20 protein-coding genes are annotated in these 21,823 nt (G+C 67.4%); 7 read left to right on the top strand and 13 right to left on the bottom strand.

All coding sequences use genetic code 11. The features are described from left to right. Positions 1-25: 25 nt before the first annotated feature. Entirely contained in the window at positions 26-295 is a 270-nt protein-coding gene (locus tag ACWDZ7_RS40565) for a hypothetical protein (RefSeq protein ID WP_451803785.1), read from the bottom strand. Between the two features lie 850 nt (positions 296-1,145). On the opposite strand from ACWDZ7_RS40565, the gene ACWDZ7_RS40560 reads away from it, so the two are divergent. Next, positions 1,146-1,499: a hypothetical protein gene (locus tag ACWDZ7_RS40560; RefSeq protein WP_451803784.1), complete on the top strand. Its 354-nt coding sequence runs from the start codon at positions 1,146-1,148 to the stop codon at positions 1,497-1,499. 213 nt (positions 1,500-1,712) lie between these two features. Here ACWDZ7_RS40560 and ACWDZ7_RS40555 read toward each other — a convergent pair whose 3' ends face one another. The 7 genes from ACWDZ7_RS40555 to ACWDZ7_RS40525 all read right to left on the bottom strand — a co-directional run bounded on the left by ACWDZ7_RS40555 (position 1,713) and on the right by ACWDZ7_RS40525 (position 7,719). Continuing rightward, positions 1,713-2,546 (bottom strand): hypothetical protein, encoded by an 834-nt coding sequence (locus ACWDZ7_RS40555; protein ID WP_451803783.1) that lies wholly within the window; start codon positions 2,544-2,546, stop codon positions 1,713-1,715. 34 nt (positions 2,547-2,580) lie between these two features. Beyond that, positions 2,581-2,757, bottom strand: a complete 177-nt coding sequence (locus ACWDZ7_RS40550) for a hypothetical protein (RefSeq protein ID WP_451803782.1) — start codon at positions 2,755-2,757, stop codon at positions 2,581-2,583. A 36-nt stretch (positions 2,758-2,793) separates the two neighbouring features. Then, positions 2,794-4,068, bottom strand: a complete 1,275-nt coding sequence (locus ACWDZ7_RS40545; protein ID WP_451803781.1) for an ATP-grasp domain-containing protein — start codon at positions 4,066-4,068, stop codon at positions 2,794-2,796. A gap of 99 nt (positions 4,069-4,167) precedes the next feature. Beyond that, entirely contained in the window at positions 4,168-4,572 is a 405-nt protein-coding gene (locus ACWDZ7_RS40540) for a hypothetical protein (protein WP_451803780.1), read from the bottom strand. A gap of 29 nt (positions 4,573-4,601) precedes the next feature. After that, positions 4,602-5,702, bottom strand: a complete 1,101-nt coding sequence (locus ACWDZ7_RS40535; RefSeq protein ID WP_451803779.1) for a GNAT family N-acetyltransferase — start codon at positions 5,700-5,702, stop codon at positions 4,602-4,604. Between the two features lie 21 nt (positions 5,703-5,723). Continuing rightward, entirely contained in the window at positions 5,724-6,995 is a 1,272-nt protein-coding gene (locus tag ACWDZ7_RS40530; RefSeq protein ID WP_451803778.1) for an MFS transporter, read from the bottom strand. 367 nt (positions 6,996-7,362) lie between these two features. After that, on the bottom strand, positions 7,363-7,719 hold the full coding sequence (locus tag ACWDZ7_RS40525; protein ID WP_451803777.1) for an SH3 domain-containing protein: 357 nt from the start codon (positions 7,717-7,719) through the stop codon (positions 7,363-7,365). 695 nt (positions 7,720-8,414) lie between these two features. Here ACWDZ7_RS40525 and ACWDZ7_RS40520 point away from each other — a divergent pair. The 3 genes from ACWDZ7_RS40520 to ACWDZ7_RS40510 all read left to right on the top strand — a co-directional run bounded on the left by ACWDZ7_RS40520 (position 8,415) and on the right by ACWDZ7_RS40510 (position 10,598). After that, entirely contained in the window at positions 8,415-8,978 is a 564-nt protein-coding gene (locus tag ACWDZ7_RS40520) for a DNA-binding protein (protein WP_451803776.1), read from the top strand. 696 nt (positions 8,979-9,674) lie between these two features. After that, positions 9,675-9,971 (top strand): hypothetical protein, encoded by a 297-nt coding sequence (locus ACWDZ7_RS40515; RefSeq protein WP_451803775.1) that lies wholly within the window; start codon positions 9,675-9,677, stop codon positions 9,969-9,971. A 39-nt stretch (positions 9,972-10,010) separates the two neighbouring features. After that, positions 10,011-10,598: a hypothetical protein gene (locus tag ACWDZ7_RS40510; protein ID WP_451803774.1), complete on the top strand. Its 588-nt coding sequence runs from the start codon at positions 10,011-10,013 to the stop codon at positions 10,596-10,598. 72 nt (positions 10,599-10,670) lie between these two features. Here ACWDZ7_RS40510 and ACWDZ7_RS40505 read toward each other — a convergent pair whose 3' ends face one another. The 5 genes from ACWDZ7_RS40505 to ACWDZ7_RS40485 form a co-directional block, all read right to left on the bottom strand. Then, positions 10,671-11,237, bottom strand: a complete 567-nt coding sequence (locus tag ACWDZ7_RS40505; protein ID WP_451803773.1) for a hypothetical protein — start codon at positions 11,235-11,237, stop codon at positions 10,671-10,673. A gap of 30 nt (positions 11,238-11,267) precedes the next feature. Then, positions 11,268-14,495 (bottom strand): hypothetical protein, encoded by a 3,228-nt coding sequence (locus tag ACWDZ7_RS40500; protein ID WP_451803772.1) that lies wholly within the window; start codon positions 14,493-14,495, stop codon positions 11,268-11,270. 44 nt (positions 14,496-14,539) lie between these two features. After that, on the bottom strand, positions 14,540-16,714 hold the full coding sequence (locus ACWDZ7_RS40495; protein WP_451803771.1) for a hypothetical protein: 2,175 nt from the start codon (positions 16,712-16,714) through the stop codon (positions 14,540-14,542). A gap of 168 nt (positions 16,715-16,882) precedes the next feature. Next, on the bottom strand, positions 16,883-17,782 hold the full coding sequence (locus tag ACWDZ7_RS40490) for a hypothetical protein (RefSeq protein ID WP_451803770.1): 900 nt from the start codon (positions 17,780-17,782) through the stop codon (positions 16,883-16,885). Positions 17,783-17,977: 195 nt separating this feature from the next. Then, a complete protein-coding gene (locus ACWDZ7_RS40485) occupies positions 17,978-18,415 on the bottom strand; it encodes a hypothetical protein (RefSeq protein WP_451803769.1) in 438 nt (145 codons plus the stop codon). Between the two features lie 240 nt (positions 18,416-18,655). Between ACWDZ7_RS40485 and ACWDZ7_RS40480 the strand changes: the two genes are divergently transcribed. From ACWDZ7_RS40480 to ACWDZ7_RS40470, 3 genes are all read left to right on the top strand, one after another. After that, on the top strand, positions 18,656-19,735 hold the full coding sequence (locus tag ACWDZ7_RS40480) for a tyrosine-type recombinase/integrase (protein WP_451803768.1): 1,080 nt from the start codon (positions 18,656-18,658) through the stop codon (positions 19,733-19,735). After that, positions 19,732-20,064: a helix-turn-helix domain-containing protein gene (locus ACWDZ7_RS40475; RefSeq protein ID WP_451803767.1), complete on the top strand. Its 333-nt coding sequence runs from the start codon at positions 19,732-19,734 to the stop codon at positions 20,062-20,064. Before ACWDZ7_RS40480 ends, ACWDZ7_RS40475 begins: the two co-directional genes overlap by 4 nt. Before the next feature lie 126 nt (positions 20,065-20,190). Continuing rightward, on the top strand, positions 20,191-21,651 hold the full coding sequence (locus tag ACWDZ7_RS40470) for a hypothetical protein (protein WP_451803766.1): 1,461 nt from the start codon (positions 20,191-20,193) through the stop codon (positions 21,649-21,651). Positions 21,652-21,823 lie beyond the last annotated feature (172 nt).

Raw genomic sequence — 21,823 nt, 5'->3', positions numbered from 1 at the left:
AGGGCAGCGCGACGTTCCGACGCCCTTAACCGGCAGCGCGACGTTCGTCATCCAGATGGGCCATGGCGTAGCCGCGTTCGTCGGGGTGGCGGGCGAGGCGGGCCAACACCCACGCCATCTTCGCGTCCATCTCCTCGCCGAAGCTGGCGGCCAGACGGCGCGCCTGCCACGTCGTGCGCGGGGTGAGCACCCACCGTGCCAGCGGGAACCGGATGCGGCCGGCGCCAGCGACCGTCCGGCCCGCCTCGATAGGGCAACCGTCGGAGGCGGAAGGGGAGGTGTTCGGGTCAGACACGGCCGCGAGTCTGGCGACGGTCACGTCACTGGCGAGAGTCCTCGGTCGAAGATCACCGAAACGGGCGTCCTTGGGTCCGTTGGTTGACACCTACCGGCTGGCCAACACTGCTGGTCAACGGAGTTCCCCTTCCGGGCCAGAGCGGCCGCCGCGGCCGGGCTCACTGGCTCAATGCAGGACTACCCGGCGCAGCACATCTGTTCTGTTGTCAGTGTGCCCAGTGAGAATGGTGTGATGACTTACGCCGTACACGTACCGCTGCCGTTCGCTGGGAGCTGCCGAAGAGCCCGCTCCCATGACGCGCTCTTCGCCGTCAACCCCGGCAGCGGGGACCGGCACCGTCGCATGCACAGCGGCGGACACCATGGCAGTGAAAAATCCACCCGAGAGGTCCGCACCCGATGTACGACGACTGGGAAGACTGCATGGCGGCCGAGTCCCAGAACCGGCAGCGCCTCCCCATATCTGTTGGTTCTTCGGGATGGCGACGAGCCGCCCATGCGCTGCCACACCACCGAGACCATGGAGTACGCACCGGCCGCCGTCTCGACCAGCCAGGTGACGGCCGTCGACGTCACGGTTGTCAGCCCCTGCGCGACAGAGAGACGGTGAACAGGTGAGTGCCCAGTGGGACTTCTGGGGGACGACAGAAGTCGTCAAGCCACCACGGCGCCCCGCTCCGCCGCGCCGCACCAGCCGCGAGCCCAATGCATCCTGTAGGACGAAGACGAACCAGTGCGCGTTGATAGCGCCCGAGCTCAGGGACGCCATAGGACACGACCCACAGGGCCATCGCATCGCCAGACAACTCGTTGCGGCTGGTATCACGACGCCTCAACAGGTGGCGGTCATGAGCGTTGATGACCTGTTCTACATCCGCGGCATCCGCGAGGGCGCGATCCAGCGGCTTACGGAGCAACGGATCTTCATTGCTGCCCCTGGCCTGCGTGTACTTGTGCACCTTCCGTGTATGTCGCGCTGCCTGACCCAGGAGGAGACTGAACGCCTGCGAGGGCTCTTTGAGCTCGCACGGACCAACGGTTGGGTGGTTTGCGGCACCCTTGTCTGTGAGCCTGGTGACGACCATGCTGGGTACGTCGCCCAGCACGCACAGAGCTGCGACGCCGACGCCATTCTCACCGGAACCCCGAGCGGACGAAGCCTGACCTACACCGAAAACCACTCGACAGTGCCGGAAGCGTAGGAGCGCCGCGAGACGGCCTTTCCCATACGATGTCGCCGGACGCGGCGTCGGCTCTGGCGGGGCCGGGGATCGGGCAGGGAAGGGCGAGCTGGTGGTGCCGGGGTGGGCAGATGACTGTGGCCTGAGCTGATCCGGGCCGCGGCGTGCGCGTTGCTGGGGGCTGCGGACTCAAGCGGGGCCCCGGGTACAGGCCGGGGTTCTCGGTGGCTCTAATCACCTGGTGGTCTTGGTTGATGGCGCGGCTGTCGTCGGCAACGAGGAGGAGTCGGCCCGCGGTCTGGCCTGCGCGCACGGGGGTGGCGGCGTGCAGCCGGTGGTGGCGGCCACGGTCGGCAGGGTGGTGATGGTGCGCAGCAGGTTGGAGTCCAGGGCGCCGTCGTGCTGCGGCAGCAGTGCGATCTTCGCGACGTGGGTGTGCCGCTGCTGGCGGGTTGGGTGGCGCTGAGCGCTGGTCAGTAGCAGGACGGTATCGCGGATGGGGTCGTGACCGGTGGCCTGGCGCAGTACGTCGGAGGCGAAGTCGGCGTAGGGGTCGGTGCGCAGGGTCAGCAGGGCCGGTCCGCGGTCGGGGATGTAGGTCGAGGTGATGGTGTGGTCGGCGTTGCCGTCGGGTCCGGGTCCAGTCAGGGTGTGGATGCGGAACTGGGTGCCGGTGAGGTGTTCGCGCAGCACGAGGAGCTGGCTGGTGCAGGACTGAAGGTGGCGCCAGGCGTGGGTGATGTTGTGGGCGGTGCGGCAGAAGCGGCCGGGGTGCGCTTGGGAAGGGTCGGGATGCTGGAGGACGAGACCGCTCGCTTGGGTGAAGGCGGCCCAGTTCAGGGCGTCGGGTAGGCGTGCAGTGCGGATGCTGCGCGGGGCGGTGATGCCCGCGTCGAGGAGCGCGGCGCCGGTGTAGCCGGTGTCCCGGCGGATATCGGCGGTGTCGGCGGCGTTGCCGGGCAGGTGCAGGCGGTCGGTGAGCCGGTCGGCGAGTTCGGTGCCGGCCGGTGATCCGGCGATGACGGCCTGGACCCCGAGGTTTTCGAGGTGGGCGGCGGTGCGGCGCATGCTGGAGCGGTGTGTGGTGTGCTCGAGGTAGCCGTCAGCGGTCGGGCGGGGGGCGGGGGGCGGGGGTGGTGGTGACCGCCACGGAGTCCCAGCCGTGCCGGGCCAGCGCGGGCAGGTAGAGGTCGCCTGCTGCGACGGGCGCGACGACGGCGGCCGTGCCGCTGCGGTGCGCTGGCGGGGCCGCCGCGGGGGCGGGGGCGGCGAGGGTCATAGTGCGGGTCTCCTGAAGGGTGATCAGGTCGGCGGGCTATGCGACGCAGGCGGTGGTGGCGGGGTCGGGCTGGATGTGGATGCCGCTGCGTTCCTCGACCATCTGCAGTCGGCGGTGGCAGGTCTGCGGATCGGGGCCGGTGACGACGGCGAGCGCGGTCCGGTCCAGCAAGGTGGCGTGTGGCGGAGCGGTGACGTGGCTGCCGGGTGTGGCAGTCCACTCAAAGCGGTCGAGCCAGGGGGCGAAGACGCCCGTGTGCACGGCTGTGATGCGGCCGGTGGCCGGGGGGAAGAGGAAGCGGACAGCGGCGCTCTGGCTCTGGCTGGGGACCAGTTCGGGATCGGCGCCGGCAGCGAGGTCGGCGGCGATCTGCGGCAGGTTGAGGCCGGTGGCCAGATGGACCAGGTGTGGGATGAGGTCGCCGCCGAGCCGGGCGTTGACCTCGACGATGCGCGGGCCCTGGCCGGTGAGGCGCATTTCGACGTGCAGGACACCGCTTGAGACGCCCAGGGCGGTCAGGGCCGCCAGGGCCACGTCGCGAATCTGGGGGTCTTGCAGGAGCGGATCGGTGGCGTCGACGAGGTGGCCCACTTCCTGGAAGGCGGGTTCGTCACCGAGGTACTTACGGGTGACCGCGGCGATGTGTGCGGTGCCGTGCTCCCCCAGGACCACGCACTCGATGCTGATCTCGGGACCGTCCAGGTACTCCTCGATCAGTACGCCGGGGGTGCCGGTGCGCTCGATGCCGAACAGGCCTGCTCCCTTGGCGGCCCGGAAGGCATCACGGACCTGGTCGGGTGTGTCGGCGCGCCGGACGCCGGCGCTGCCGGCCATGGAGCGCGGCTTGAGGACGACCGGGCCGCCGAGCAGCACCGCATACTCGACGGCGGTCTCGGCGTCCGCGACGAGGTAGGAGCGGGCGGAGGGCACGCCGGCGGCGGCGAGCAGGGAGCGGCTGAGGTACTTGTCGCGGCAGGCTTCCATGGCGGCCGGGGTGCTGCCGGGCAGGGCGAATCGGTCCGCGAGACGGGCGGCGAGCACGATGTGGTTCTCCATGTAGGTGAGAACGCCGGCGACGCCTCGGTCCGCGGCGAGCGTCTCCACCGCGTCGCTGACGGTTTCGCTGTCCGCCAGGTCGACCGGGAGGGAGAGTGCCGCGTGGTCGTCCGCCCACGCGGAAGGCTTCTCATCGAGGAGGGCGACGGGGTGACGGGCGGCGATGTGCTGCAGTCCGTATCCGCGCCAGGTGCGGCTTCCGGCGCCGAGGACGACGAGGAGCGGTGGTCTCGAAGTGTGCGATGCGAAAGGCATGTAATGTCCTGACATGCGTGGGGGGGGAAGAGGGCGGCGGGGGCCGGTGGCCCAGCTGGTCGGGAAGGCAACCTCGGGTGCGCGTCAACAGCGCCTCGGCTAGCGGTCGTTGAGGACGCTCTTGATGGAGCTGCAGTCCAGGGGGCGCGTGCCGATCTTCACGATGCAGACCCTGAACTTGTAGGTCCGGTCCTCGAACAGGTCGTAGCCGCTCCTGGCGGACTCCGACGTGCACTTGCCGTTGTCGTGGTTGTCATGGAACTGGTAGGCGAGGGACTCGGTGTAGGTCATGACCTGGACGAGAGCCTTATAGCCGTCCTTGTCGATGTCGCAGACGGTGACCTTGTCGCCGTGCTCCTTGAAATAGGCCTTGGCGCCGGTGGGGCTGTCGCGGCTGTACCACCAGCCGCCGTCCGCCGAGGCCGGAGTGGTGGCGGTGAGGGCGAGCAGTCCGCTGACGGCGACGGCGGGCAGGATGTGCTTGAGGCGGGGCATGGGGAGCATGGGGAGGTCACCTTTCATGGGAGGGGTGATCAGGCCTTGTTCCAGGCGCGCAGCACGTGCTGGTTGAGTCCGGTGTGCAGGGCGCCGAGGCGGCTGACGGGGTGAGGGTTGGGGCGCGCCAGGTAGACCGCGGAGGTGAGCGCGACGGGGAGCATCCCGAGGCGTGCCTTGTAGGCGTAGTTGCCGCGGCCGGTGTCCAGAACGTGCGCGCCCGTGGCGGCGGCGTACTTGACGCTCTCGTACATCAGCCAGTCGTAGGTGTGCAGCGCGTCTTTGCCGGACCGGTCGATGGCGGTGGCCCAGACGTACAGTGCCGAGCCGTAACGGAAGCAGAAGAAGCCTCCGGCGAGCGCGCCATCGTGGTGTTCGGCGAGCAGTGCGACGGCGCCAGGGACACGGGTGAGCGGGGTGAACATGTCACTCCCGTAAAGCGCGGGTCCGTGGAGTTCGCTGGTGGAGCGCGCTTGAGCGGTGAACTCCGGCAGGTGGGCCAGCAGTTCGGACCCACGGGCGATCTTGAGGATGAGGCCGGCATCGGTGCCTTGACGGTGCTGTTCGCAGAATTCGCGGCCGGTCTGCTCGAAAGGGAAGTTCGCGATGAACTCCTCGACGGAGGCGCCGACGCGGGCACGGTGGGCCCAGGCGAGGACGACTTCAGCGTCGGGCGTGCTGGCTTCGCGCCACAGGGTTCGTTCGGCGGGCGGGATGTTCGCGATGACCAGGGCTTCGGTGGCCAGTTCGCGGGCGAGTGCGCGGCCGCGGTCGACGGCCTCGGCCAGGACGGGCACAGTCGCGCCGGGCAGGCCCCCGTACTCGCCGTAGATCGACGGCGAGTACAGGACTTCGGCATCGAAGGTGGGCCGGGTGACGCCTGCGTCGCCTTCCATGGCCCGCCACAGCGGGCTGTCGGCGACCTGGTAGAAGGACATGCGGTGCTGACGCGGGCCGTCCTGGAGGAACAGATGGTGGCGGCCGCGGACCTGTTCGGTGCGTACCGACTGCCAGACCGCGGCCCACTCGCGGCTGTGGAAGGGGGTTGCGGGGCGGCGCTCGGCGGGAAGCGCGGCCACCGAGGAGTGCCAGGAGCTGTTCACAGTGCGGCGATTGGGGCGCAGAGTCATCAGGGTCATGGGGGTGCCTCCGGTTGGCGGTCAGGGAGCGGCGGGCGCCGGAATACTGCGGGTGGGGGCGGTCGGGCGGTGCGTGAGCCCCAGGAGCGGCAGGCACAGGACGGCCCCCAGGACGCCGGCCGCGAGAGTGGTGAGCGCCGCCAGGCTGCCGCCGCCCGAGGTCAGGCAGGCGGCCGCGAGGACGGGGGCGATGATCACTCCGAGGGCGAGGGTCGTGCCCCAGATCCCGGCGTACAGGCCGCGTGCATCGAGCGGGGAGATCTTGTTGACGATGTCGTTGGCGGCGATGAAGAAGACGATCTCGCCGGGGACAGCCGCGACTACAGCGATGCTGTAGCCGAGAGTCGTGTCGGCGAGCCCGGCGCCGCCCATGCCGGCCCCCAGGAGGAGAGCACCGAGGGCGAGGAGCCCGACGGTAGGTTCCGGACCGTCGCAACGACGGCGCAGCCATGGGTTGAGGAGCGGAGTGAGCGCGATGACGGCGCCGGCGTTGGCGACCTGCGACCATCCGTAGGCCTCCGCCGACAGCCCGTCGTTCTCCATCAGCATGGGCAGGGCAGTGAACATCCCAGCGGCGCACGTCAATGCGGCGACGCTGACCACCCAGAGCAGCCACAGCCGTCCGTCGCGTAGCGCGGAGCCCAGCGGGGTTCGTGTGACCGGCCCCGTGGCGAGTGCTGCCTTGGGAGCGTCGCTGTCCAGGTAGCGGCGGGCGATCAGGGCGCAGGCGGCACAGGCTGCGGCGTTGAAGTAGAACAGGGCCGTGAAGCCGAGCAGTCCGGCCAGAAGGCCGCCCACGGCTCCGGTGATCGCCGCGCCGATGTTCACAGCACCGTGGCGCCAGCCGTTGACGACAGCCCGCTCACCGTCGTCTCCGATGAGATCGGCGATCCCCGCGGAGACGACGGGACGAGGGGCGTCGTAGACGATGCCCGCGACCAGAGCTCCCGCGCACACGGCCAGGAATGCCTGCGCCTGCGCCATCAGTGGCAGGCAGACCGCGGAGGCGAGCATGGCGACGATCAGGGTGCGCCGACGGCCGAGGCGGTCGGCTGCCCATCCGGTGATCAGTTGGCCGATGAGCCAGCCGACCCCGAACACGGCGAGAGCTTGCCCGACGCTCTGGGTGCTGTAGCCCAGGTCCTTGAGGTGATAGCTGAGGAACGGATAAGCAAATCCGAAGGCACGCGCTATCAAGGTGGTGAACAGCAACGCCCAGATCGCGGGCGGAAACCGGCCCGGTGGGGCCTGTTTCGAGGAGGCGGCGCTGGTGGCGGGCACGGTGGTTGACACAGACGCTCCAGGAAAAGCGGACGCGAGTCGTTCCGGGCGGGGCGGCCGGCGTCAGCTCGTTCGGGCGCCGGTGGATGTGGGGGGCGTCGTCGTGGGCGGACGACGCCCCCGCTGAGCAGCTGGCCCACGCCCGTGCCGGAAGGACACGGGGGACCGCCCCAGGGGGATGAAGGCGAGGGGCCGGTCTACGCCCGGTGTCGGGCCGACGGGAAGAGGCCCGTCTGGCCCTGGGAGCTGGGCGGCGTCTACACGGTAGGGGGACGCGCTTAAGAGCGTGGTGCGGTAACCCCTGCCGTCGTTGTTCCGGCGGGCCGTTCGTGACCGAGCCGGTGATAGGGGTGGTGAGCGGGGAGGTGGGCCGGATGGGTCAGCCGGCGAGCTGGTAGAGGCCGTCGTCGCGCACCCAGCCCTTGGTGCCCTTGGGGATGCCGGACTTGGAGCGCTTGGTGAGCTGGCTGTAGTCCCAGTTGCCGCGGCTGCACAGCACGGTCACTTTGTCGCCCCGGTACAGGTAGCCGCGGCTGGCGTAGGCGGTGGACGGGCCGGTGCGGTAGTTCCAGCCGTTCTTACTCACGGTGGCGCCGAAGTTCGACCAGTTGACGGTGCACTTGCTGTTCTCGCCGACGGCGTGCGCGGCCGGGGCGGTGGTCACGGTCAGGGCGGCAGCGGTCGCGAGGGCGAGCGCGGCCGTGGCGGCAAGTCGAGCGGGAGCATGAAGTCGCATGGGATCCCTTCAATTCATGGGGTGGGGATATGGGTGACGGGGCGAGACGCCCCACCGGCCGCACGGGTCGCTGCCAGTGCGCGGACGGTGGGCATGGCTGTCCGAGGCGCCTGCGGTTCTATGCGGCCTTCCTCCGCCTCCGGCGTGCGACCGAGGCCTGAGTTGTCGTCATGGCATCGCGTTGCAAGGCAATGGATGCAGCGGCAGTGGCTTCGACCTGAATGGCCTCCATGGAAATGGGGCGAAGCGAGACTGTGCGAGACGCGGCAGTGGAGACTCGCACCCGACTCGTCGAGGAGGCACGCACGGTCGCAACCACACCGCAATCAACGGAAGAGTCGCGCCCGAACATGTTGCCCGCCTTGTATAGAGTGAACCGAGTGCCCATTGCGCCCTATTGAAACACGACTCGTAATACCATTCAAGAGGCGGTCGACTGCGACTCGATGAGTGCCACTATGCGGGACATCTGAAGTACTGGCTGCGACGACAAGGCCGACCTGAACCTCTTCGCCAAGGTGCGCCTCTTCTAGCGCCTGCCCTCGGCCCGAGAGGGTGCGGCGAGATCGCTACTCCCGGGACGCGTCGTGCGTCTACGTGGCGACGGCTCAGGACTATGTGACAACTCATCCGGGGGCCGCACCGAGCACGCCTATGATCGATGCATGCCGTCGCCCCTTCCCACGTCCCTTGCTGTGTCCGACGCCATCACCCACTACCGCCAACTGCGCGAGCTGACCATCGACGAGCTGGCCTACGTGCTCCGGATGCTCGATCACCCGATTTCAGCCGATGCCCTCGCGGAGATGGAGCGATGCGCTCGCCCCGTGACCGTCGACGACCTCGTCGCGATCTCCTATGCGCTCGACACGACCCCCGCGGTGCTGCTGTCGCACATTCCCATCGACATGCCGGAACCCGAGGGGCCCCTGGCCACCGGGCTCCCCGGCGACGTCGACCAGTCCGAGCTCCGCGCCTGGCTTGAGGGGAAGACCATGCTCGACCATGAGTCGCGGGTGGGCTGGTGGAAAGAGCGGGTCGCCCGCCTCAGGGTCCGGTCGGCGCACCACGAGGAACAGCTGCAGGGCGCCTATGCGGAGCTGTGCGAGCTCGGTGACCTGGCGCTCCAGGAAGCAGACGCCCCGCCCATGCAGCGTCTTCAGTGGCGCATCCAGGACGGCGAGCACGCGCTCAACCAGTCCGCAGTTGCACTGGCGCTGACTGAGCATCGACTCGACAACCTCCGAGAAGGCGCCTGACAGGATGAGTTATGGCCAGTCAAAGTCACCTATCCCAAGGCGATTTTGGCTGGCCTTCAGTCGTTAGGTGGTACATCCGGTACATCAATCTGCAACACTGGCAGTGTGCTTGTGAATGCCTTCGCAAGTGCTGATGTACGAGAAGCAAGCTCGGAAGTCGGTCAGGTAGTCCTCGAGGGGCCAGCTTTGGGTCTCGGGCGTGGTCGGGATCCGGGTCTCGGGGACGCAGTGTGGAACTGTGGAGCCGAGACGCCGGTCCCTGTGAAGAGGGCACCACCTGGTCACGCAGGACTGAACGAGAGAAAGCGGGGGCGATCATGACTGAGGATCAGCCTCGGTTACCCGAGCGGCCGACACAGGGCCATGCAACAGCTTCACAGGCCGTGCCGCCGCGACCGCAGGTTCCGCCCGTTGTCGCGGCCGAGCAGTGGGCCGCCGGGTTCCACCAGACGCATCACCGCGAGCCGACGATGTCCGAGTACCAGGCCGCCGTTCATGCCGGACTGATCGCTCCCGAGCGCCGGCCATCGAGAACTCTGGAGCCAAGGAGTTCCTCAGCAACGGCGCTGCCCCCGCCGCGCAGAGCGCGCGGCGCTCTGCGCGGCGAGCACCTCGCGTCCGGGACTGCCCAAGCTGAGGGGGCTGGCCACCTTCATCCTTCCCGCCGCGGCGTTCCAGGCGATCACCTCCCTGTTCATGCCGGTCGCTTCAGCCATGGGCTTTTCGGTCATCTACTTCAGCGACGAGGCCGGAGGTGAGGGTGGCTTCCTGCTCTTCATCATGCTCGTGACCATCGGCCTGATCGGCATGATCGACGGCTTCGGGACCATGGGCTCCGCCAGCGGCACCCGCTACGCCTCCGTCGGGGCGGGCGTGGTGCTCCTGGCGCTGCTGTCGGTCGTGATGCTGGCTGCTGCAGTCCGCATCCTGCTGTCGCCGCGTCAGACGCCTACGATTCCGCCGATGCCACCAGCCCAGCCTCCACAGAGCTGACCCAAACCAACTTTCCAGAACGAACGAAGGGAGAACACCATGAACTCCACCAGGACCGCACGTGCGACGCGGACCAGGATCGCCGTGTCCGCCGCGGCCCTGGCCGCGGGTGCTCCCATGCTCACCGCCTGCAGCGGGAGCAGCGATGCTGCTTCCTCGCAGAGCCCCAGCAGCAGCCAGGACTCCAGCTTCGACGGTGCCTACATCTCCATCACCGACGGGGCACGCGGCGGCATCGCCGCAATCGACGGCCACAAGATCACGTACATCAACGTCACCGCTGGCGACCAGCAGTGCCAGCTGACCACGAAGGCCCTCGGCGACATCAAGCACGGCTCGATCGTCAAGGCCGGCAAGACCGACAAGGCCGGCAAGACCGACAAGGATCAGTACCAGGTTCTCTCGACCGGCACGATCAACGACAGCCGGACCAGTGTGCTCTGGGACGACGTCAACGGCTCCGACCAGACAGGCACTGACCCGGGATCCGGCTCGATCTCGATGTCGAACAGCATGATCGCGCTCGGGTACACCTTCGCCTACTCGATCGACCAGGTCCAGCTCATCCCCGCCGACAGCGACCAGGCGAAGGCATTGATGGCCAAGGACTGCAACCAGCACAGCTGATTGCCGCACCACCCAGGCAGCACAGAACCCCGTGGGTATCACGTCCACGGGGTTCTGTCTTTACTCTGACGCCTACTCCTGGAGCTGCTGCGCCCTGTACTCCTCAATCGTCTCCGGTGGCCGGCCGCAGTCCGGCGCGTGCTGCTCGACGAAATCCAGCACAGCCCATGCTGCCGACTGCCGGATCCTCGACCGGGCGACCACGACGAACACCGTGGCACTGATGGCGATGTTGAGCAGACACCACCCAACCAGCAACGCCGTCAGCACCACAGGTAGACCGTCCTCGATCGCCATGGTGGCCAGAACGACCAAGCCTGCGCTGTTCCCCAAGAGGCCGGCCACGTACCCCTCGAACCTGCCGGACAGCCGAGCCAGAGTCCACGGCTCGTCGCGGTGCCGCACAGCGCGCTTCACCTCGCCGACGAACACCGCGGTGGCCACGGCCGCCGCAGTGCTCAATGCCAGGTCGCGGATCCCGGTGATCCACCATCGCTCCGAGCGCCACCAGCCGCGCGGGAACTCGCCGCGCAGCCTCGATCCGAGCTTCATGCTCTTTCCCTTCTCCTCCTGCCGCTCTCCTCCTGCCGCGCAAAAGACGACGCACCTGGTGAGGACGATCGCAATGGTCGTTCTCACCGGGTGCGTCAGCCCTCCACCCTCGCCCGATCAGTCCTGCGGCTTCTCGCGCCGGCCCCGGCGAAGATCACCGGCCGGCCGCTGCTGCGGCTCCGGAGTCTTCACGCTCTGAGGGGCCGGATCGGCAACCCGGCGCATGCGGGGACGACGACGCGGAACCGGAGCCTGCCGCGGCGAAGGAGCCGGTGTAGGAGCCGAAGTCGCTGCTTGCGTCCGAGCCGGTGTCCGCGCACCAGGCGCAGCCGGAGTCTGACCCGAAACCGGAGCGGCCACGGGACGAGGAGCCGACGTTCCGGCTCCCAGCTGCCTCGGAGCCGGGGTGCCCTGAGCGACGTGCGTAGGACGCGTGCTCGGCGCGGCCGGCTGCCCAGAAGCGGGAACGGGAAGGAGACCAGAAGTAGCTCCGCCGCTGAAGCCCTGCGGTGCAGCCTGATGGTTGCTGCCCTGCTGGCTCTGCGCACCTTGGGCACCCGTGCCGAGCTGCGTCGGGTTGGTCTGACCGGCGACGGCCTTTCCGCTGGTCGGGACAGAACCAGCGCCACCGCGAGAGCTCGGCGGCTCCGTGGACGACGCCAGAACCTCGCCGGGGATGACCTTGTTGCCGTCCGAGATATACCCGAGGTTCGACAGGCCGCCCTGGTTGCTCAGATTCTGTGCCGTCTGCTTGTCCGAGTGCGAGCTGCCCGCTCCACCACTGGTCAGCTGCAGCGGACCGCCCTTGTCGTCGGGACCGTCGCCCTGGCCAGACGCGCCCAGAGCACCAGCAGGACCGCTGCCGCCGGAGCCACCGCCACCAGGACCACCGTCCAGCGCTGGGCTGTTCGGATCGCCCGGGCCACCCTCGCCGCCGCCCTCCAGGGCCAGCGTGGCGTCGCCGTTCGTGCCGCCGGCGTTCGTCGACGCCGCCTTGGTCGCAGGCTTGCCCGTGCTCGGAGACGCCGGGCCGCTGGTCTTGCTGTTGAACCCGTGGGCGAGCTTGTTGCCCACGGCCATACCCGCGCCGGCCCCTGCACCTGAGGCCAGAGCAGGCATCAGCCCACCCTTGTCCAGCTTCGGCGCGGTGTTGGTCTCCAGGAACTTGTCCACGAGCTTGGTGACCACCTCGTCCATCGCCTGCAGCACCGTCTTGCGGACCCGCAGCAGAGCGAAGGTGATGCCCATGATCAGCAGCGACGAGATGAGCGTCAGGATCACCACGATGATTCCGCCGAGCACAGCGCTGCCCCACAGGCCGCCCGGGCTCATGAAGCTCGACACGGGCCCGGCCATGATGTCCGGGACCGAGATCAGGAACTCCGAGACGAACTGGTACATGAACAGCGTGACGAGGACCTCCAGGATCAGCGCCATGGAGTAGACGATCACCTTGGCGATCGCCTGCAGCGCGCCCAGCGTCGCGAACGGCACGGCGGCCACCAAGCCGAAGATCCGCTTAACCGAGCCAGCCAGCATGCCGATGGCGTACCAGAAGCCGAGCAGGACGATGGAACCCAGGACCGCGGCCGCGTTGGACCAGTACATAAACTTCGCCGGCCCCGTACCCACCTGGCTGACGGCCATGTGGTTCTCGCGGGTGAAGCCGGACGTGGCGTTGTTCGAGCTGTACATGTTCAGCGAGCTGGGGCTGAACCCGGTGTTGAGGTAGTTGTACGCCGCCAGGGGAGACAGGTTGCATGAAGAGGGCGTCTTGCCCACCGTGAAGCCGCAGTTGCTCTTCGTCCCGGTCGTCGTGAAGACCGTCGAGTCCTTGCCGGGACGAGAGGAGGTCAGGCCCGTGCTGTCGGTCGAGATCACCGGGTGATCCACCGGTTTCGGCCCCTTCTCCTCACCGAACTGCTCTACGTCGCCGTAGCTGTTCTTGTCGACGAACCAGCTCTTCTTGACGTCCGCACTCTCGTCCAGCTGCGTGATCGAGCTCTTGATCCCCGACTCGAAGTCGGAGGCCGCTACCTCGCTGCTGTCGATGTACTTGCCGATGATCCCGAAGGTCGAGAACACCGCCTTGAAGTCGTCCGAGGCACCGCCGCCGGTGACGGAGACCGTGCCGTCTTTCCACGCCGCCTCGGCGTCGTTGGCCTTCGTTCCAATATTGATGCCGTTGAACGTCGCCCCATGAGACTGCTTGTTGATCGCCAGCGCACTTGTGCGCACCGACATCATCGCGTCCGGGCTCGCCTGGTCACCCTTCCAGGAAACAGTGGCCTGGTCCGGGATCCCCAGACGGTCGTTCATCATCCACGCCTCGAAGTCGACATAGGTGCTCAGCACGACGCGCGTCGGGCCGGCGTGCTGACCAAGAACGGAATCGTCGAACTTTCCGAGCACGCTGGAGTACATCGACCCGACGAGTGGCAGGCCGACGCCGATGAAGACGACGCGCACGATGAGCTTCTTGATCGCCGAGCCCCGGTCCATCTTCTTGAACATGACCAGGCCGATGAGCAGGACGCCGATGAAGATCGGCACGAGCGCCTGCCACGAGATATCGACGAGCAGGCCGTACCAGCCGCTGATCCAGTGCTGCAGACCCGAGAGCGCGCCGCCTCCGGTATCACCTCCCGTCATACCCTCGGCAAGAGTCGGATTGACCGCCGCGACCGCGCTGTAGAACCACGTGAAGGGGTTGATGAGCTTCAGGAACTGGATGATGACGTAGAACAGCGTCCCGACTGCCAGCGCCAGGGCATAGAGGGTCCAGATGATCGACCCCCCGATCACGCTCACGATCTGGCCGCCGATGCCCGAGGACATCGTGTCCAGGCCAAGGTCGTTGTTGGCCGCCCCGAAGTGCGCGTAGTCCAGCATGCCCGAGTACTTCGCGTTGTCCTTGTCGTCTTTCACTGCCAAGGTCTCGTACGTGACGGTCTGCGAGGACCCCGAGACCTCGGCGAAGAACCAGCCCACGATGTTGCCCAGGCTGAACTCCACGTCGGCGTAGCCGAGCATGGAACCGCCCGAAGCAGGACTGCTCGTGACCGGCTTCCAGTTCTCTTGCATGCCCTTGTCGTTCTGCGGCGAGTTCTCCTCGCTGAAGTACGAGCTCGCGTTCGAGGCCAGCTGATAGAGGCTGTAGTTGTCGCGCTCCTTCTTGTCGTCCGCGGACGCCGGCGAAGAGGTCGCCATCAAGAAGACCGGTACGAGCAGCGCCGCCAGGAGCACGAGGGCGAGCCCGCGCGCGAGCCTGCCCGGGCGGGCTAAACCACTGCCGTGGTCGGCCCAGGCACGCAGCCTCGCCACCGCCGTGATCGTCCCGTTCATCGTCTCTCCTCTACTCCTCGCCCTCGTATCAGTGCTGACCCTGCTCACGCCTTGACCAGCTTCTTCGGCCTGGGCCTCTCTGCTGGTCGCCTTGCGCCGTTCTCGGCCTGCGGCAGGCTCTTGCCGTCGTTGCGTTTGCTCGCGCCGCCCTGGCCCGCGTCAGCCTCACCGTCGCCGCCCTCGCTGTGCTTCCGGATGCTGGTGAGGTTCACGCCCGGTGCCGGCTTGTCGTGCATGATCGCGTCCATCCGCGCCGCCTCTTCGGCCCTGGCCGCCTCCAGACGGACCTGCCTGCGCTGCGCTTCGCGGTAGGGATTGATCCCCAATGCCAGGTCCAGGTGAAAGACCACGTTGGAGACGCCCCGGCGCAAGTACGTAAGGTTCTCGCCCTTGGTCGTGATGAGCTGGGCGAGATCCGGCGGAATCCGCCGGTGCAGCTGCTTCTGGTACTCCACCACCGTGCCGTCGCGCATCGGGCCGAAGAGCGTGTAGTCCGCGGCGTCGAACTTGTTGAAGTCGCTGTCGGCCAGCATCTTGTCGACGTCGTTGTAGCTGTAGACCACCCGGCCGCCGCGCTCGTGCATATGGTCGAACTGGTCCTTGATGTACTTCTTCACCCGGTCGTCGATGTGCTCGGTCCCGTGGACGATCACCGTGTCACCGAGCCCCAGCTTGCCGACGGCGAAGCCGACGATGTTCACCAGCTGCGCCATCGCCACGCCCTTGCCGCGGCGCACGAGCCGCGAGAAGTCGTAGACCACGCGCCGCGAATCCCGGACCCCATCCACGGCCGAGGCCGTGTGGTTGTTGAACAGGTCGCCGTTGGTGCTCAGCATCGCGTTGGCGATGCCCCTGAGCACGTTGTAGGCGCGCAGCTGGTCCGGGTCGATCTTGCTGGAGTTCAGCAGTGCCTTGTGCGCGGTTGCCAAGTAGGAGACGAACATCTGAAGACGCGGCACCTGGGTGTGCGGGATGTTCACCACGCGCAGGCGGTGACGCTGCTCCTTGGCGTTGTGCCGCCACATACCCTGCTCGATGTAGAAATCGGTCGCGGTGTCTTCGAGGGCGCTGCGGATGATCGAGCCGATCGCTCCGTCGCTGGTCTCGTAGAGCTGCTCGAACATCAGCTTGAGCTTCTCCATCTGGGCGGAGAAGACCGTCAGCTCGTCCTCCTCCTCGCCGAACATCTCGAACATGTTCACGTCGCCCTGATTCAGGTCCACGCGCGAGGTGAGCCGCTCGAACTTCGGGCCGAGCTTGTCGAGGTTCGCTCCGTCGAGGATGAGGTGGACGACTTGGCCGTTGTTCAGCAGCGCCGCCTGCGAGATCTTCGAACACCACATGTTGGCCACCCGCTGGCGGTCCAAGTACTCGCTGAGCGTGGCGTCGGCGACGATCGCGTGGTGGTCGTAGGCGTTGACGTCCATGAGCACGGCACTGTTGTTGACGTCGCCGACCATGTAGCCGACGTACTCGCCGCCTCGGTCGTTGAGGCCATTGGTCACCAGCGAGTACGAGCCGGCGAGCTCGGTCGAGGTGAAGTGGAAACCCTTGCCCTTCTTCTTCTCGGTGTTCTTCCACAGGCCCGAGAGCTCCTGGCGCTGCTCGCCGGCGTAGGGCGCAGCCTTCAGCGTGCCGAATCGGTCGATGTACAGACGCGTGACCCGGTCGATCGTGTCATCCAGGGTCACCAGATCAGGGGCCTTGAGGAAGAGCCGGTTGTGCACCGAGAGGTAGCTCGCACCGTCCTGGATCTCGCCGATCGTGATCCCAAGGTCACCGGAGATCTTCGCGGCCTTGCGCTTGGAGGAGGTCGTGCCCGTCTCCTCCTGCTCGTTCGCATCCAGCCGGTCCAACTTCTCCGACTGCTTGGTGTACGAGTCGATCCACTTCTCATCCATCCGCTTGACCTGCTCAAGCACAACGGCGGTGACCCGCTCGTCCAGGCCGTCCGGGATCCGGTCGATACCCCAGAAGGCGGCGAAGTTGTCGTGCGCGGCGTCGTCGTGGAAGTACGCCAGGATGCAGGCGACCGAGCCGTCGACCTCAAAGTAGTCGGAGCGGAAGAGGTACTTCTCCTTCGGCTTCAGCGCGAGCAGGTGAGGGTAGGCGTCGAACGTGCCCTGGAGGTGCTTCACCTCCCGGCGGCGCTGCCACCAGTTCTTCTTCGGCTCGGCGGCCTCATCGGCTGCGCCGTCCGCCGGCGCAGCGTCCTGCACGCCCTCAGCCTGAGCAGCACCGTCCGCGCGCGGATCATCGACCACAAACTCCGCGGTCTCATTCGTCTCGTCAGGCTTCTTTCCCGGAATGCCAAGCTGTGCCCGGACTTTCATCATCAGCGCCATGGTGTCCTTCGCTCCTCGTCGTGGTGGCCGGCCTGGCGCTGGTCAGTTCAGCGACGCCTTGAGATCGAGCAGTTCGTCGTCGATGCCCTGGTAGAAGACCCGGAGCATCGGCAGGGCCTCCTCTCGGTCGAGCGTCGTGGCTTCCTTGATCATCAGAGTCGAGCCGCCGACCTCGGCCTGGAGGACCTGGTGCCCCTTGCGCAGTGCGTCGGCGTTCTTGCCCTTGAGCAGCAGGTACTGGTGGATCGAGGGGAACTTTCCGCCCACGTGCTGCGTGAGAATGTCGTACTGCTCGTTCTGCAGCTCGATCAGATCGGGATCGCGGACCTGCAGGGCCTGGTTGCGCCGTTCCAGGTTCGCCACCTGGTGGTAGACCCGCTGCGGCGCCTTCATCGTGATGAAGCTGTGCTCGCAGGCCGTCTCGACCTTGCGCCAGAAGGAGTCGACCCGGTCGAGGATCCCGACCCGGTCCTCGTCGAAGACCAGATAGCTTGCCGAGCCGACGACCAGGTAGACCTGACCTTCACCGCCGTCGGAGAAGCGGATCAGCCCGTCCTCGTCGATCCCGTCGATGCCGACGATCGAGTAGAAGTCCGTGGGGTTCGAGCTGCGGCGCGTAAGGACGTGACGGGCCTTCCGGGGCAAATACGCAAGGAGGGCCGGCACCCGCATGATGCGCAGCTCCTTCGTCTTCATCAGCCCGCCGAAGTAGGCGATCGCCGACAGTCCCCAGAGGACGAAGAACGTGATGGAGACTGGGCCCGAGCTCGCGACGAACGTCGACGTGCTGAACCACAGCAGGGCGAGGATGCCGCCGCCGAAGAAGAGCAGCTGCTTGATCGGGGAGGGCTTGGCCGCCCAACCTCCCTTGCTCAGCGTGATCTCGTGGTCGAGGAAGCTCCTGTTCAGCGAACTCGGCACCTTATAGGACGGTTTCGCCATGAATCTCTCATCTCCCCCTGCGACCTCAATGGTCATTGCTCGGTCTATCAAAAAGCCGTCATGCATGAGGTGTGTAGATGACATACTAACTAGGATTGGTCATTCTAATCGAGAAAAAAGGGGCTTGAATGGCGACTCCTGATGGCTCGGACTAGCGGGTCCGAGTCATCGGGCGTCGTCCGAGCGGCTGACAGGTCAGTCGCGCCGCGAGAGCGGAGACGCTCGGCCCATCGCTACCGCCTCGAAGCGCGGAACGTCGTCGCCCAGGTCGAGCACGGCCAGCGCATCGGCTGAGCCGTCCCGGTCGAAGATCTCCTGACGGACCGGCATCCCATCGAGCACTGCCTGCTCCGAGTGCCGGAAGCAGTAGCGCCCGGCGGCGCACAGCGTCTCCTTGGCCGGATCGAGCACCGAGAGCACCCGCGCGGTGTGCACCCGCTGCGCCTCGCGCGCATGCGCCAAGTCGTCGGGGTACCAGCCACGGCCGTCGCCGAGCCGCTCGATCAACCCCGGGGCCGCCAGCGCCTCGTGGGCGAGCACCACATCAGGGCTTGCCCCGGCGTCCAGAAGACCCGCTGCCTGCTCGTTCGTGGGCAGCTCAGCCTCCCACCACGTCAGGCCCGGCATCCGCACGCACCGGTCGATACTCGCGGCCCCCTGCCGGCCGGCCGACGGAGTGCTGGTCGGCGCACACGAGACTGTGTGCGACATCCCGTGAGTTCCCCTGAGCCTTGCTGAGTCCCCAGCCCCGTGGCCAGGGGGTTCTTCCTCCTTCGAGTGCTCTACGGCTCCGTGACGTAACTTCGGGATTCTTGAAGCGTTCTCACTTCGTCCGACCGATCGGCGGTCCGGGTGAAGGTGAGGGGGCTCGGGTTGGCGGCACTGGCGGTCGTGCGGGACCTCCGCGATGTGCGGGCTCCGGTCTCGGCGGAGGAGTTAGAGCAGTTCGAGACCGACGCGCTGGCCGGGTTCGTGCTCGCGCGGGCGTCAGCCGGGCTGACGGACGGCACCATCCGCGGGGACGTCGGTCACTTGGAACAGGTGCGGACGTGGTTCGGTCGGCCGCTGTGGGACATGGAGCCCGCCGACGCGGACGCGTACTTCGGGAAGGTGCTACGGAACTCGCCCAGCGGCACCCGGCTTGCCCGGTCGCAGGCGCTGACCACGTACTTCACGTTCCTGGAGTTGAGGCACAAGGTCGAACTGCACCGGATGACCGGCCGGGTTGTCGAGTGTCCGATCGACGAGATGAACCGGCCGCGCGGGGCGAAGGACGCCCAGCTGCGGATCCCGCCGCAGGAGCCAGAGGTTGGGCAGCTGTTCACCGGCTGGGCCGACGAGCTGGCCACCTGCCGCAAGTTCGCCCCAATGGCCAGGAACTACACCGCCTCGAAGCTGATGTCCGAGGTGGGACTGCGGGTGAACGAGGCCCGCAGACTGGACCTGGACGACATCAAGTGGAACCTCGGGCGGTTTGGCAAGCTCCATGTCCGCTATGGCAAGGGCAAGCGCGGATCGGGCCCGCGCGAGCGGATGGTGCCGCTGATCAACGGTGCGGGCCGGACCCTGCGGTGGTTCATCGAGGATGTGTGGGGCCAGTTCGGCGACGACCACACCCGCCCCGGCGCCCCGCTGCTGCCCTCCGAGCGCAAGAACGCCGACGGCTCCTCACGACGGGTCGGTGATGATGCCCTGCGCAACGGCCTCGCGGAGGCCACCAAGCTCCACCTGCCGAGCTGGACCGACAAGCTGACGCCGCACGTCCTGCGGCACTTCTGCGCGTCCCAGCTCTATCTGAACGGGCTCGACCTGATCTCGATCCAGGAGGTTTTGGGACATTCCTGGATTGCCACGACGATGCGGTACGTCCATGTGCAGCAGACCCGGGTCGAGGACGCCTGGGCGGCAGGGCAAGAGCGGGCCGCGAAGCGGCTGGAAGGGCTGATCCGATGAGGTGGAACCTGCGGCTGACCGCCGCGAACAAGGGCATCTGGAAGGCGTCCGAGCTCCAACGGAGCCTGGCTGAGCACGGATTGGTCATCTCGGCGGGCAAGATGTCCGGGCTGTGGTCTGGTCAGCCGGTCTCCCTCAAGCTGGAGGACCTGGACGTGATCTGCGTCGTCCTGGGCTGCGAGATCGGCGACCTGCTGATCCCCGAACCACAGAAAGTCACCCGCCCCGGCCAGGACACCGATGTCCGGCAAGCGGCCACCGGCTCCTCCGGAACGGCCCCGGCGGTGGTTCCTCGCCGCCGTGATGGTCGCTCCCTTCCTCCGAGGTGACCTATGGACCCGAGTTCCTGCCCGGATTGCCTGTCCTGGGGGCGCTTCTTCGAGCCGCGGTGCTCGACGTGTTCCGCGTTCGCCCGCCGCTGGAGCGGAGGTGCGTGCGCCGGCTGCACGCGCCAAATGCCCCTGCGGGAGGAGTACTGCCGTCTGTGCTGGGTCCAGGCGAGAGCGGAGGCCGCCGCGACTGGCGACAAACCGGAGTCCTTCCTGCCCCACCTCCGCCACCAGCAGCTGTTCTTCTACGGACTGACGGCAATTTGGGACCGGCGTCCCAAGCCGTCGGCGGTCAAGTACAGCCGCCGGGGCCGACCCCGGCAGCCCGATCCGGCCCCCGCACCCCCTCCGTCCGCGTTCTGGTGCCAGCTCGCGTTGTTCGAGGCCCGCCGAGACCTCACGGGTCGGGCCAGCGATGAGGAAGCTCGCCGCGGCAACCCCTGGCTGGCCTGGGCCCGCCATAGCGCCCACCGCCTTGGCGAGGCCCGCGGCTGGCCACGCAAAACGCGTCTGAACGTCGACCACGCCCTGGTCATCGTCCTGACCGGCCATGCCGAGGGCGACGTGGTCCGGTACTCGGAAGTCTTCCCGGTGCTTCGGTCGCGCGGGCTGAGCGTCGAGCGGACCACGGAGGTGCTGGACCATATCGGCGTATTCCTCGACGACCGGCCGTCGTCGTTCGAGGTGTGGCTGGAATCCAAGCTCGACGGTCTCGCCACCGGGATCGCCCACGATGTCGGAGACTGGGCCCGGCTGCTGCACGACGGCGGCCCCCGTTCCCAGGCCCGCCATGCGGCGACGGTCTGGAACTACCTCAATCGGATTCGGCCCGTGCTGCTGGAGTGGTCGGACCGTTACGACCACCTGCGGGAGGTTACCCGCGACGACGTGCTCGCCCACCTCGAAACCGTGCAGGGCTCGCAGCGGCAGACCACGATCATCGCCCTTCGATCGCTGTTCGGCCGGGCCAAGAAGAACGGCACGATCTTCAAGAACCCGGCCAGCCGCATCCGGGTCGGGCAGCGCGAGGAAGGCGTCATCCAGCCGCTGGAGCCTGGGCACATCGACGGTTCTGTCGCGGCCGTCACCCGTCCTGCCGACCGGCTGATCCTCGCCCTCGCCGCAGTCCACGCGGCACGGTCTGCGGCGATCCGCCGCCTCCAACTCGACGACCTCGACATCGGCAACCGACGTCTGTCCGTGGATGGCCGCACCCGCCGACTGGACGAGCTCACCTTTCAAGTCGCCCGGGAATGGCTGGAGTTCCGGCGCCGCCGCTGGCCCGATACCGCCAACCCGCATCTGCTGATCAACAAGCACACCGCGCTGGGAATCGGCCCCATCGGCAAGAGCTCGGTCGCCGGGTCGGCTCTGCACCGCCAGACCGCGACCCTGGAACGACTCCGCATGGACCGCCAGCTCGAAGAAGCCCTCACTCACGGCCCTGACCCGCTCCACCTCGCCGAGGTCTTCGGCCTCAGCGAGAAGACCGCGATCCGATACGCGGACTCCGCCCGCGCTCTCCTGGAGCAGGACCTGGAATCCGCCCCCGTGACTTCACCGCGAACCCACGGGTCCACTCCCTAGAATCCAGGCACCCGACCCTCGGGTTCCTACTGAGAACCCTTCAGTTTTCGCGAACTCGCGGGGGTCGAGGGGCATGAAACTGGCGACCTCGCGTAATCGGGAGTCGCGTATTCCTCAGCTGTTGAGGGCTCGGGGTCACCGTGAGTGGTCGCCGGGTGCGTAGTGCTGCCAG

This window comes from Streptomyces sp. NPDC003032 (assembly GCF_053591415.1).
This window is presented reverse-complemented; position numbering and strand designations above follow the sequence as displayed.

Bases quoted from the DNA above. Each gene is read 5' to 3' on its own strand.
- ACWDZ7_RS40560 (WP_451803784.1), top strand. From the start codon at position 1,146: ATGAGCGTTGATGACCTGTTCTACATCCGCGGCATCCGCGAGGGCGCG.
- ACWDZ7_RS40555 (WP_451803783.1), bottom strand. From the start codon at position 2,546: ATGCGCCGCACCGCCGCCCACCTCGAAAACCTCGGGGTCCAGGCCGTC.
- ACWDZ7_RS40550 (WP_451803782.1), bottom strand. From the start codon at position 2,757: ATGACCCTCGCCGCCCCCGCCCCCGCGGCGGCCCCGCCAGCGCACCGC.
- ACWDZ7_RS40545 (WP_451803781.1), bottom strand. From the start codon at position 4,068: ATGCCTTTCGCATCGCACACTTCGAGACCACCGCTCCTCGTCGTCCTC.
- ACWDZ7_RS40540 (WP_451803780.1), bottom strand. From the start codon at position 4,572: ATGCTCCCCATGCCCCGCCTCAAGCACATCCTGCCCGCCGTCGCCGTC.
- ACWDZ7_RS40535 (WP_451803779.1), bottom strand. From the start codon at position 5,702: ATGACCCTGATGACTCTGCGCCCCAATCGCCGCACTGTGAACAGCTCC.
- ACWDZ7_RS40525 (WP_451803777.1), bottom strand. From the start codon at position 7,719: ATGCGACTTCATGCTCCCGCTCGACTTGCCGCCACGGCCGCGCTCGCC.
- ACWDZ7_RS40515 (WP_451803775.1), top strand. From the start codon at position 9,675: ATGCCGGTCGCTTCAGCCATGGGCTTTTCGGTCATCTACTTCAGCGAC.
- ACWDZ7_RS40510 (WP_451803774.1), top strand. From the start codon at position 10,011: ATGAACTCCACCAGGACCGCACGTGCGACGCGGACCAGGATCGCCGTG.
- ACWDZ7_RS40500 (WP_451803772.1), bottom strand. From the start codon at position 14,495: ATGAACGGGACGATCACGGCGGTGGCGAGGCTGCGTGCCTGGGCCGAC.
- ACWDZ7_RS40490 (WP_451803770.1), bottom strand. From the start codon at position 17,782: ATGGCGAAACCGTCCTATAAGGTGCCGAGTTCGCTGAACAGGAGCTTC.
- ACWDZ7_RS40475 (WP_451803767.1), top strand. From the start codon at position 19,732: ATGAGGTGGAACCTGCGGCTGACCGCCGCGAACAAGGGCATCTGGAAG.
- ACWDZ7_RS40470 (WP_451803766.1), top strand. From the start codon at position 20,191: ATGCCCCTGCGGGAGGAGTACTGCCGTCTGTGCTGGGTCCAGGCGAGA.